The sequence below is a fragment of the Pseudomonas sp. JV449 genome, from assembly GCF_032424295.1.
Taxonomy (GTDB): Bacteria; Pseudomonadota; Gammaproteobacteria; order Pseudomonadales; family Pseudomonadaceae; genus Aquipseudomonas; species Aquipseudomonas marginalis.
Genome location: NZ_VYKD01000035.1, coordinates 160,547 through 171,876, shown reverse-complemented (window position 1 = coordinate 171,876; position 11,330 = coordinate 160,547). Strand labels below are relative to the sequence as shown.

The window sequence follows — 11,330 nt, the reverse complement described above, 5'->3', positions numbered from 1 at the left end:
AATGTCTAGGGCAAAGATTTTTATTTCGCATCAACAGCAAGATTCTAACTCGGCGATTGCTGTTCAGTCGCATCTAAAGCAGAAGCACAATATTGAGTGCTATCTTGATGTTATTGATCCGAACCTTAAAAGGGGGGAGGAAATTGCTGAGCACGTCCGATCGGAGCTCAATCGGTGTACTCATCTTCTGGCGATCGTGTCTGATGCGACAAAGGCTTCATGGTGGGTGCCATGGGAAATTGGCGTTGCTACGGAAAAGGACTATCCGCTTGCCACATTTGGCACCAATGTCGTGTTGCCTGAATACCTGATGAAGTGGCCCTATTTAAAGAGCTATAGTGATCTAGATAAGTATGCGTCGACGGTATCTGAAATGATCATTACTGAAAGCTTCGAGAAGTACGGCACACTGGACTCTGTTACAGCCAGTGCAAACCGTAGTGGAACAAAACAATTTTATCGTTCGCTGCGTACTAAGTTGGGGCAGTAATTATTTTAGCTTTAAAAACTATGCTAGGGAGAGGACATGACAACAACTCGAGTTTTTATAAGCTTTGATTATGATCATGACGATGTTCTCAAAATGCTTTTGGTTGGTCAGGCAAAAAACCCAGATAGTCCGTTTAAGCTTGCAGACTGGTCAATAAAAGAACATATAGACAAAAATTGGCAGGACAAAGCTCGTCAGAGAATTAGAGCCGTTGATGTTGTATGCGTAATTTGTGGAGTGCATACGAACTCAGCTACAGGTGTCAGCGCCGAAATCAAAATAGCCCAAGAAGAGGGGGTGCCTTATTTTCTCTTGTGGGGGTATTCCGACAAAAACTGTGTTAAACCACTGGCAGCTAAGCTCTCAGATCAGATATATAAGTGGACTTGGCCGAACTTGAAAAGTTTGATCGGAGGTGCCAGATGACTAAAAAAGCTCTGATTATTGGTATCGATGATTATTCCGAATATCCACTTAAAGGATGCGTTAAAGATGCTGTGTCCGTGTCTAAATTACTTGATAGTCACGGAAATGGTGATCCTAACTTTAGTGTCATAGAGCTTCTTAGTAGTGAGTGTGATGTTACATATGAATTAATGCTTGAATCAATGAAGAAGCTTTTTTCGGGTGACGCAGAGACTGCAGTTTTGTATTTTGCAGGACATGGGATTATTGACGAAACCACCAACCATGGTCATTTGGTTAGTCAAGATGGGAAAAAGCCAGGTTGGGGGGTTTCTCTTTCGGAAGTGCTAGCTCTAGCAAATGCGGCTTATCCTAAAATTAAGTCAAGTGTTATCATATTAGACTGCTGTCATTCGGGGAAACTCGGTGAGCCAGATAGAGTTGGCGCGAAAGGTACGGCTGAGATCGGTACGGGCGTCACTATTTTAACTGCCTGCCATCGCGACGAAGCTGCGATGGAAGGGCAGTATGGCGGAGTATTTACTGATTTATTGGTCGATGGACTTTCTGGTGGATGCGCCGATATTCGAGGAAATATTACACCTGCATCTATTTATTCTTATGTAGATCAGACGCTCGGTTCATGGGAACAGCGTCCAATTTATAAGGCGAATGTCCAGAATTTTATAACCTTAAGGAAAGTATCCAGCAAAATTCCCGACGAGACTTTAAGGCGGTTGCCAAAATTATTCCCTGACAGATCTAGTATTTTCTCTCTTAATCCGACGTTTGAGCCTGATCGGAATAACATTCCTGAAGAGTTTAGGGCGCTTCCGGTTAATGAAGATAATGTTCGAGTGTTTAAAGAATTACAGCTCCTCAATCGCCATGGTCTAGTAGTCCCTGATGGTGCGGAACACATGTACTATGCGGCAATTGACTCGAAAGGCTGCAAGCTTACTGCTCTCGGAGCGCACTACAGAAAATTGGCTGAAATGAAACGGATCTAGAGAGTAATGTCATGGAAAAGTACGTTGTACTAAGAGACGTCGCACCTGCAACGCATCAGCTCACGAGAGGCGCTATGATCGGGGCACGGGCGATCAGCAGTGCGAAACCTCAGCTGAAAATAGAAATCGAAAGCGTTCCCGCGCATGCTGTCGCGGATCTTCGCCAAGATCCACGAGTGAAGTCTGCAGCACCTATAATTGCTACTCGCTTGATCAAACCGCTAAGTAGTCAAGCCACCTTTACGGGCGATGCTTGGGGAATTGCTGCAGTTAGAGCGGACTCTACTCCGTATACCGGTGACGGCGTAACGGTCGCTGTTTTGGATACGGGGATTGATGCGGCTCATCCAGCCTTCGCTGGAGTAGATTTGAATCAGCAAGACTTTTCCGGGACCGGTAACCATGACGCTAATGGGCATGGTACGCACTGCGCAGGAACAATCTTTGGCCGGGATGTGAATGGCCAACGGATCGGAATCGCGCGCGGCGTAAAAAAAGCGCTGATTGGAAAAGTTTTGGATGACGATGGTGGGGGAAGTTCTGAAATGATTTTTCAGGCGCTTCAGTGGGCTTTGCGGGAGCGGGCGGATATCATTTCGATGTCCTTAGGCTTCGATTTTCCAGGAACTGTACAACGTAAAGTGGATGCGGGTTGGCCGGTAGATTTGGCTACCTCCGAAGCACTTGAAGCCTATCGTGGAAATTTGCGTATGTTTGATGCGCTGATGGCAATGTTTAAGGCTGAAGGTGCTTTCCGTGGCTCTCCAGTTGTCATCGCTGCTGCAGGAAACGAAAGTCGCCGAGATTTACGTAGTGAATATAGAATTTCAGCTTCGGTACCTGCTGCAGCCGACGGGGTGATTTCAGTAGCAGCAGCACATCAGCTAGGTGAAGAGTTTGGTATTGCGGACTTCTCTAATAGCCTCGCTCACATTTCCGCGCCTGGCGTAGATATACTATCGGCCTGGCCAGGAGGGACACTGCATTCGCTTAATGGAACCAGCATGGCTTGTCCTCATGTTGCGGGCGTCGCAGCACTATGGTGGGAGTATGCTGTGAAGGAGGGGGCTCCAGTAACTTCAACTGCCGTTTTTTCTCAGCTGACATCTACTGCACGCAAATTGTTTTCAGTTCAGTTTGACCGAAGTGATTTCGGTTTTGGATTGGTTACATCTCCGGCGTAGTAATTGGAGCCGAGCTTTTAAGCGGCGCCGGCCAGGTTGAGGTGGTTGTCGGAAACCATTTGGCGACCAATCAGCAGATGGTGAAGTAGGTCTTGCCGATCGGGCTCGCGCCGCTGCTTACGATGTGAACCGGTAGGAAAGAATCTCGATAACGCCAAAGCCCGTCAATGTGCGGGCCTTTTGGCTCGCCCACTCTGCAGGTAGTGGCCTATTATTAGCTTTCAAATCAAATGATATACCCTGTGCGGTGTCGTTGGAGATCGCCGCCTACACGCAGCAGTTCATAAAGGATTAGAACATGTCGGATCAACGTGAGTTTGATATCGCTCTCTCATTTGCGGGAGAGGATCGTGGTTATGTAGACCAAGTAGCAAACCTTTTGCGAGACTCCGGAGTAAAGGTTTTTTACGATAAATTTGAAGAGGATAACCTCTGGGGTAAGAACCTCTACGACTATTTATCTGACATTTACATGAACAAGGCTATGTATACGATCATGTTCGTATCAAAGCATTATGCCAAGAAACTGTGGACGAGCCATGAGCGCACAGCCATGCAGGCTAGGGCTTTCCAAGAAAGCCAGGAATACATACTTCCGGCCCGCTTCGATGATACGGAGATATCCGGTATTCTGCCGACCACCGGTTACATCTCACTTATCGAGCGTTCTCCAGAAAAATTTGTTGAAGTGATCCATAAGAAGCTTATCAACAATGGTGGAACAGTGCCTTCTGGGTCGATCCGCAAAGCGCTCTTTGCGACTACAACAATCCCACGCTTTGACCCTCTGATACCCAGCGTATCGGTGATCTCCTCCACCGGCGCTACTGTAGCCTCGGCTACTGTTGTGGCCATTGCAGACAACAATACTACAAAGAGCGGGCAAACAGACGCCAACGGAAAAGTCATACTAAGTATTCCCACCCGCCGTCAGTATCAGCTGCTTGTGGCACACCCCGACTTTCCTGCCGCCTTGATCGCATCCTGGGATCCAGCTGAAGACATTCAGGTAACCCTTGCAGCTACTGAAAACACAGGATCAGTAATTTGTCATAGCACTGGATACATACCTGGGCTTGAGGGTCGGCTTAATCCTATACTTGACACAGGCAACAGAACATACCTGTATGCGGACAATATTGCGATTGATAGCGGCAAGAATCAGCCAGCCGATTTCAAGGTTGATGAACCATTTGAACTTGAGGACTCTAATGGCGTAGTTATGGAGGTCCGTATTATTTATATTCAGGGAAGGACATCTTTGATACAGTTTGTCCGGCCGCGTTATGATTAATGACGGACGGTTACCATCGGCGCATAATTTAGAAAGCGCTTCATCGGTTGTTCTGAGATATTTGTGGCAAAAGGCGCTTAAGCCACCTGAAATTAGGGTTTGAACGCTTTTTTTGTAGACGCATCACTCTGAATAGACATGGATTGGAATAGCTTGGCAGTTGGATTTCCAGCTTTTCCATCTATCAACGCAAAATTACTAAGCGAAGAAGGTCTAGCATTTTGTTGTTTCTGAAGAGTTTATAAAGATCTGGCCCGAATCGCAGAGACCGTAGAGGTGCCGCCTACAGGGCGTGAAAGTAGCACTTATGAAGGGCAGCTTGTGCGTTAGTAGTCTGTCTTGACCGGCTGCATCGGGTCAGTTTCTGGCGGTCACGACAGGCGGCGGGCGGCCAAGAGCATTAGTTAAAAGCACTCTACGAATTTGGGAGGAAACTCAGCAAAGCTAAAGTGGGGAATATAAATCTACACTAACGTAGACGCTTGCGCAGGACTTATCGAGTTAACGTATCCCCATATCCCACTTTTTTGCTTATCACTTGAGGCATCTTTATAGCTTGACAAAAGCTCACTGAATCGCCAGTCAGTTATTTTCATAAATTGGTATTGCAGGTCTATATTGAATGCAGTAATTGAGTGGGATGGGCCTTGAGTTTTTTCTTCATTTAAAGAAAATCCAGACCGCGCTGCACTTTTCTGGATCATCAAGAGGGCAGCCTCTGCCTTTTCGAAGCATTGAGTAGATATGATAATATCATCAACATAGACACTTGCCCTTACACCTTCAGCCTTGTTCAGCATGTCAATAGTGTTTCCAAGAGAGCTCTTTCGAAAACATAGCGACGCTATAATTGTTGACTGAACAAAACCAAATGGCAGCGCGAAAATCTGCCCTGAGTCAAGCGGTATCGAAACAGTTGACTCCATAGCTATAGCTCTTGATTTTTCGTATCCGAAGTATGGTTTTAATTCGCGAGTTATACGGCTTCGATTTATGCTATTAAAAAATTTTTTTACATCGACATGAACGAAAAATTTTCCGTTAAGGTGGTATTTGACAGCATCAACATGTCCACCACTTTTCAAGTGATAGTAGTTGGCTGGAGGGAGCCATCTGAATTCAATGATTTTCTTGAGAAGTTTTCCTTCGTTTAAAGTTTCTAAAGTCGGAACATACACCCAAGTGTTAGATTTTAGTCGAAATCTGCTGAGCCATTTATGAGAGTTCTGCATCAGGTATAGGCTCAGAATAGTTAAAAGCCACGCTCAAGAGCGGGAGAGCTGCATCCACGAACTTCAAAATGACCGTAGCCAAAGTGAAGATCTTGGTAGCAAACTCAATACGCTTCTGAGCTTGGCTGTAATCAGATTTCTTCATGATTACGTACCTCATCTAAATTCCTGGCTGACCGAGCGCTAAGCGCATGGCTTTACAACCAACGAGGAGACCGATGAGACGAAAAGGAGTCATATCGGATAACCCAGAGATCACATAGTGACGCGATGAGGGACACGCTGCGGGGCAGCCTGTCGCCAGGAAGATTGGATCCTAACACCTCACGTCGAAAAGCCGCAACGTCGTAAAGTTCTGGCTCATAGCCCTGTGAGTTGATGGTAATTTTCTAGAGGCCAAAAATGGCCGCGATGTATCGATCTCTGCCCTTCACGAAGCGCTCTTATTTGTTGGCCGAGAGCTGTCTCCGTGCTGGGCTGCAGAACCTGCCAGTCAGCAAGGCTAAGTTTCGGTTAGGAAGCTAGAGACGATTTAGAGGGCGTGTCTGGCCTAGATGTAGTCCCCGGAAGCAACCGGAGTCAGGGGGGCATCAACGAACGGAAGCTGGTGCAGTTGCGCTTGTGAAACGCCCTGCGATTGGCTGCTGGAAGAGCAACTGGTAAGGCTCCGGAACTGCTACAACAGTGGGCCTAGCCGGCGACGTCGCTGGCTTGGATCTCTATTACGCATAGTCTCTCTGAGGCGCTCAGTTACTTCAGCGAAGACAGCCGGGTCCGCCTCTCGGATAGCTTTAATTAGTTCTTCGCGTCGACGAGCCTTGCCTTCAATGATCTCGGTAAAGCTGCTATCTGACTGGTGAAACCTACTCATTGGGTAGCCTCGTGAATCGGGCAATGTTCTGAGCGTACCACACGGATGACTGGGTGAGCTTTGTCGATTCCCGTATCCAAAAACAATAATAACCACCCTTTCACCAGTAAACGTGACAGATCGGCCCCAACGGAAACGATGCCCAAGGCATCACCCATTGATGGAAGCGTCGGGTTCCTGTCTAGGCTGAATATGCTATTTAGCTTCCGCAAGCGGCCAATATCATCAGTCGCATATATTTCAAAAGTTTCTCATTTAATTCGAAAGCCTACAGCCGCCGCCCACCAGCGCCGGCCCTGACGCAGAGTGGTGTGGCTGGCGAAACGGCCGGTGTGGCCAATGGCTCAGCGGCGCGAGGCTGACGACGGACTGGATCGCCGCCACCTCAAGAGCTTCCTGTTCGCTCAAGGGGGGCAACAGGCCGGGCAGGCGACTGGCGAGCAAGGTCTTGCCGGTGCCCGGTGGGCCGCTGAACAACAGGTTATGCGCACCCGCTGCGGCGATCAGCAGGGCGCGCTTTGCCGACAGTTGGCCCTGCACTTCGCTCAAGTCTGGGTAGGGTTTGTTCAGGTACAGCAAACCATCGGACTTGTAGGGCTCAATCGGCACGTGCCCATTGAGGTGCGCCACCACTTGCAACAAGTGGTCTACCGCAATCACCTTCAACCCCGACGCCAGGCACGCCTCCTCGGCATTCGCCCGAGGCACTATCACGGTGCGCCCGGCCTTGCGGGCCGCCAAAGCCGCCGGTAGCACGCCTTTCACCGCACGCACTTCACCGGACAACGCCAACTCACCCAGGCATTCAATGTCATCGAGCATCAACGCTGGCACCTGCACGCTGGCGGCGAGGATCCCCAGGGCAATCGCCAGGTCAAAACGCCCGCCGTCCTTGGGCAGGTCGGCGGGCGCGAGGTTGAGGGTGATGCGGCGCGCGGGGTATTGCAGGGCCGAGTTGAGGATGGCGCTGCGCACGCGGTCTTTGCTTTCCTTGACGGCGGTTTCGGGCAAACCCACCAGTGTGAGGGACGGCAAGCCATTGGCCATATGCACTTCAACGGTGACGGCAGGGGCTTCGACGCCGATCTGGGCGCGGCTGTGGACGATGGCGAGGGACATGCTCGTTCCTTGAAATGGGCGGCCGCTTCCTGCGGTTTTTCAAGGGTAGATGAGGTGGGGAAGTGCAGCGTGGAGGAGGTTTTACAGAACGTATCCGAGGTGCAGCGCAAAACAAATGTGGGAGCGGGCTTGCTCGCGAATGCGCTGGATCAGTCAGCATCTTCGTGTCTGACAGACTGCATTCGCGAGCAAGCCCGCTCCCACATTTTGACCGAGTTGCCTCAGTTACTCGGCAGTGTTGGTCAACCGAGCTTCCAACTCCGCCACCTTCGCCTCCAGGCTCTCCAGCCGCGCACGGGTGCGGGCGAGCACCACCATCTGGCTATCAAACTCTTCCCGGCTCACCAGGTCGAGCTTGCTGAAACCGCTTTGCAGCAAGGCCTTGAACTGGCTTTCGATTTCATTGCGGGGCAGCGGGGTGTCGCCGCTGAACAGGCGAGAGGCGTGGCCGCTCAGGGCGTCGAGGAGGTCTTTGGGCGCGAGCATGGGAAATATTCCGGAAAACTGTTGGCGGGCAGTGTATCACGCAGCGTCTATAGTCTTTTTCACGGCCTGGGTCGCACGCTTTTCGCGCATCAGGCTGGGCGGCTATGCACCGTTTTCGTGCGCATTGCAGGCGCCGGATGGCCCCGTTGGTGGGCCTAGGTGAGCAAAGGACTGATTTCAGTGATTTTTACGGAGCTGGCAAGGTTTCTGCTTAGACGATCATGACCCATGCACTGATGCAGTCGCTGTGACGAATGCAGTGCGCCGACGGATCAGGGGTACAGGTTTCGTCACCAGTGGTTCGCTGGCGTCGCAATGGCAACTGCCCTTGCGACGATGCGTTACAAAGCCAGGCACTGCGCTTAGACTTGAGACGGGTTTGTTTTCCTGGGGCAAGTCCACCAATTCGGGAGAGAGTTTTCATGAAGCTAGTCACTGCCATCATCAAGCCGTTCAAGTTGGACGATGTACGCGAGTCGTTGTCCGAGATCGGCGTGCAGGGCATTACCGTTACTGAGGTCAAGGGCTTCGGTCGGCAGAAGGGTCACACCGAGCTGTATCGCGGCGCGGAATATGTAGTGGATTTCCTGCCGAAGGTGAAGATTGATGTCGCCATTGACGACAAGGATCTTGACCGGGTTATCGAGGCGATAACCAAGGCCGCCAACACCGGCAAGATCGGTGACGGCAAGATCTTCGTGGTCAATCTGGAACAGGCTATTCGCATCCGTACCGGCGAAACCGATACCGACGCAATCTAAGCCGCCAAACCCCAACGCCCCAGGAGAAAACAATATGACTCTGCGTAAATTCGCAGGGCTCGGAGCCCTGTTGTCCATCGTAATGCCAAGCCTGGCCATGGCGGCAGACGAAGTGGCTGCTCCAGTCCTCAACTCCGGTGACACCGCCTGGATGCTCACATCCACCGCGCTGGTGCTGTTCATGACCATTCCAGGCCTGGCGCTGTTCTACGGCGGCATGGTGCGCTCCAAAAATATTCTGTCGGTGATGATGCAGTGCTTCGCCATCACCGGCCTGATCAGCATCCTGTGGGTTGTCTACGGCTACAGCATCGCGTTCGATACCACCGGTATGGAACAGGGTGTGGTCAACTTCAACTCCTTCTTCGGCGGCATGGGCAAGGCGTTCCTGGCGGGTGTGACCCCGGCCAGCATCACCGGGCCGGCTGCGCTGTTCCCGGAAGCCGTGTTCATCACCTTCCAGATGACCTTCGCCATCATCACCCCGGCGCTGATCGTCGGTGCGTTCGCCGAACGCATGAAGTTCTCCGCCATGCTGATCTTCATGGCTATCTGGTTCACTCTGGTCTATGCGCCAATCGCCCACATGGTGTGGAGCGGCAACGGTGGCCTGCTGTGGGACTGGGGCGTGCTGGACTTCGCCGGCGGCACCGTGGTGCACATCAATGCCGGTGTCGCTGGCCTGGTGGCGTGCATCGTGCTCGGCAAGCGTAAAGGCTTCCCGACCACTCCAATGGCGCCTCACAACCTGGGTTACACCCTGGTGGGTGCGGCCATGCTGTGGGTCGGCTGGTTCGGCTTCAACGCTGGCTCTGCGGCTGCGGCCAACGGCACCGCCGGCATGGCGATGCTGGTGACTCAGATTGCTACCGCTGCTGCAGCCCTGGGCTGGATGTTCGCCGAGTGGATTACTCACGGTAAGCCAAGCGCACTGGGCATCGCCTCGGGTGTAGTGGCTGGCCTGGTCGCCGTTACACCGGCCGCCGGCACTGTTGGTCCGATGGGCGCCCTGGTGATCGGCCTGGTGGCCGGTGTGATCTGCTTCTTCTGCGCCACCAGCCTCAAGCGCAAGCTGGGCTACGACGACTCCCTGGACGCATTCGGCGTGCACGGTATCGGCGGTATCGTCGGTGCGATCCTCACCGGTGTGTTTGCAGCCCCTGCATTGGGCGGCTTCGGCACCGTGACTGACATCGCAGCTCAAGTCTGGATCCAGTGCAAAGGTGTCGGCTTCACCGTGATCTATACCGCCATCGTCACCTTCATCATCCTCAAGGTGCTGGACGCGGTCATGGGCCTGCGGGTTACCGAAGAGGAAGAGGCTGTCGGCCTCGACCTGGCGCAACACAACGAACGCGGCTACAACCTGTAAGTACGCGAAAAAAAGATGCCCGGCTTGCCGGGCATTTTTTTGCCTGGCGTTTGTCAGTCATAACAAGCTGTGCCGGTTTTTGCGCAGAGTTTGTCATGCACTTTCCAGCGTGCGAATGTCTTACAGGCACGTAGGCGTATTCGGCACTTTGTTTTTTCCCAGAGCGCGCTAGAATGCGCGCCGATGGGCGGAGAACTGTATGTGGCAACAGACCCTGATTACCCTGCGGGCCAAGCCCCGGGGCTTTCACCTGGTGACTGACGAGTTGCTTGCCGGCTTGCCTGAGCTGAAGGCCTGCCGCGTGGGCCTGTTGCACCTGTGGCTGCAGCACACCTCGGCCTCGTTGACGGTCAACGAGAATGCCGATCCGGCGGTTCGTCGTGACTTCGAGCGTTTTTTCAACTCGCTGGTGCCGCAAGGTTACGCCGGGTTCGAACACAACGACGAAGGTCCGGATGATCTGCCGGCGCACTTCAAGGCCAGTCTCCTGGGCTGCCAGCTGAGTTTGCCGGTCAAGGCCGGCCGCTTGGCGATGGGGACCTGGCAAGGTGTTTATCTGGGCGAGCACCGTGATCATGGCGGTGCTCGTAAAGTCCTCGCCACCTTGCACGGTGATGGGGCATAAGCCACTGGTTATCCGGTGGATGTGATTTTTTTCCGGCAACCTCGACAGAGGGCGAAGCTGGGCTATAACTAATCTGCTTTTCGCAAGTCATGAGGTAGAACATGAGCGACGATGATCTGGAAAACGACGAACTCGAAGTAGGTGACGAAGACGACACCGAAGAAGGTCTTGAAGCGGCGGCGGAAGACGTTGCTGAGGACGACGGTGGTGATGACGCTCCTGTTCCAGCTGCCAAGGGCAAAGCCAAGGCTGCTGTTTCGGTAGATGAATTGCCGAGCGTTGAGGCCAAGAACAAAGAGCGCGATGCCCTGGCCCGTGCGATGGAAGAGTTTCTTGCCAAAGGCGGCAAAGTGGTCGAAGTCGAGCCCAATGTGGTTGCTGACCCGCCCAAGAAGCCGGATAACAAGTACGGCAGCCGACCTATCTAAGGTCAGCCACCTGCTTGTAAGAAAAAGCCCGCCGTCGCTGCGGGTTTTTTCAT

Annotated in this window: 12 protein-coding genes and 1 pseudogene; 9 read left to right on the top strand and 4 right to left on the bottom strand. The window is 52.3% G+C overall.

The genetic code is table 11. From position 1 onward, the window contains the following. Nucleotide 1 precedes the first annotated feature (1 nt). The 5 genes from F6S08_RS31230 (at nucleotide 2) to F6S08_RS31210 (ending at nucleotide 4,383) form a co-directional block, all read left to right on the top strand. The gene (locus F6S08_RS31230) at nucleotides 2-490 is read left to right on the top strand and encodes a toll/interleukin-1 receptor domain-containing protein (protein ID WP_248748493.1); all 489 of its coding nucleotides are present in this window, start codon (nucleotides 2-4) and stop codon (nucleotides 488-490) included. A gap of 36 nt (nucleotides 491-526) precedes the next feature. Beyond that, nucleotides 527-916: a TIR domain-containing protein gene (locus F6S08_RS31225; protein WP_248748494.1), complete on the top strand. Its 390-nt coding sequence runs from the start codon at nucleotides 527-529 to the stop codon at nucleotides 914-916. Further along, entirely contained in the window at nucleotides 913-1,905 is a 993-nt protein-coding gene (locus F6S08_RS31220; protein ID WP_248748495.1) for a caspase domain-containing protein, read from the top strand. Before F6S08_RS31225 ends, F6S08_RS31220 begins: the two co-directional genes overlap by 4 nt. An 11-nt stretch (nucleotides 1,906-1,916) precedes the next feature. After that, nucleotides 1,917-3,089, top strand: coding sequence for a S8 family peptidase (locus F6S08_RS31215; protein ID WP_283099309.1), 1,173 nt, complete (start codon nucleotides 1,917-1,919; stop codon nucleotides 3,087-3,089). Between the two features lie 298 nt (nucleotides 3,090-3,387). After that, nucleotides 3,388-4,383: a TIR domain-containing protein gene (locus tag F6S08_RS31210; RefSeq protein ID WP_248748496.1), complete on the top strand. Its 996-nt coding sequence runs from the start codon at nucleotides 3,388-3,390 to the stop codon at nucleotides 4,381-4,383. 464 nt (nucleotides 4,384-4,847) lie between these two features. Here the strand turns inward: F6S08_RS31210 and F6S08_RS31205 are convergent, their stop codons facing one another. From F6S08_RS31205 to F6S08_RS31190, 4 genes and pseudogenes are all read right to left on the bottom strand, one after another. Further along, entirely contained in the window at nucleotides 4,848-5,615 is a 768-nt protein-coding gene (locus F6S08_RS31205; RefSeq protein ID WP_248748497.1) for a reverse transcriptase domain-containing protein, read from the bottom strand. Continuing rightward, nucleotides 5,599-5,760 carry a hypothetical protein gene (locus tag F6S08_RS31200; protein ID WP_248748498.1) on the bottom strand — a complete coding sequence of 54 codons (162 nt, stop codon included), beginning with the start codon at nucleotides 5,758-5,760 and terminating at the stop codon, nucleotides 5,599-5,601. Before F6S08_RS31200 ends, F6S08_RS31205 begins: the two co-directional genes overlap by 17 nt. Before the next feature lie 993 nt (nucleotides 5,761-6,753). Beyond that, nucleotides 6,754-7,605 (bottom strand): annotated as a pseudogene (locus F6S08_RS31195) (YifB family Mg chelatase-like AAA ATPase); the annotation flags it as partial. A gap of 225 nt (nucleotides 7,606-7,830) precedes the next feature. After that, nucleotides 7,831-8,091, bottom strand: coding sequence for an accessory factor UbiK family protein (locus F6S08_RS31190; RefSeq protein ID WP_065926689.1), 261 nt, complete (start codon nucleotides 8,089-8,091; stop codon nucleotides 7,831-7,833). A gap of 422 nt (nucleotides 8,092-8,513) precedes the next feature. On the opposite strand from F6S08_RS31190, the gene glnK reads away from it, so the two are divergent. From glnK to sutA, 4 genes are all read left to right on the top strand, one after another. Further along, complete coding sequence (glnK, locus tag F6S08_RS31185) at nucleotides 8,514-8,852, top strand: P-II family nitrogen regulator (RefSeq protein ID WP_002555808.1); 339 nt, start codon at nucleotides 8,514-8,516, stop codon at nucleotides 8,850-8,852. A gap of 34 nt (nucleotides 8,853-8,886) precedes the next feature. Beyond that, nucleotides 8,887-10,224 carry an ammonium transporter gene (locus F6S08_RS31180; RefSeq protein WP_027608313.1) on the top strand — a complete coding sequence of 446 codons (1,338 nt, stop codon included), beginning with the start codon at nucleotides 8,887-8,889 and terminating at the stop codon, nucleotides 10,222-10,224. A gap of 199 nt (nucleotides 10,225-10,423) precedes the next feature. Further along, the gene (locus F6S08_RS31175) at nucleotides 10,424-10,849 is read left to right on the top strand and encodes a secondary thiamine-phosphate synthase enzyme YjbQ (RefSeq protein ID WP_065926688.1); all 426 of its coding nucleotides are present in this window, start codon (nucleotides 10,424-10,426) and stop codon (nucleotides 10,847-10,849) included. A 101-nt stretch (nucleotides 10,850-10,950) separates the two neighbouring features. After that, nucleotides 10,951-11,277, top strand: coding sequence for a transcriptional regulator SutA (sutA, locus tag F6S08_RS31170; protein ID WP_027608315.1), 327 nt, complete (start codon nucleotides 10,951-10,953; stop codon nucleotides 11,275-11,277). Nucleotides 11,278-11,330 lie beyond the last annotated feature (53 nt).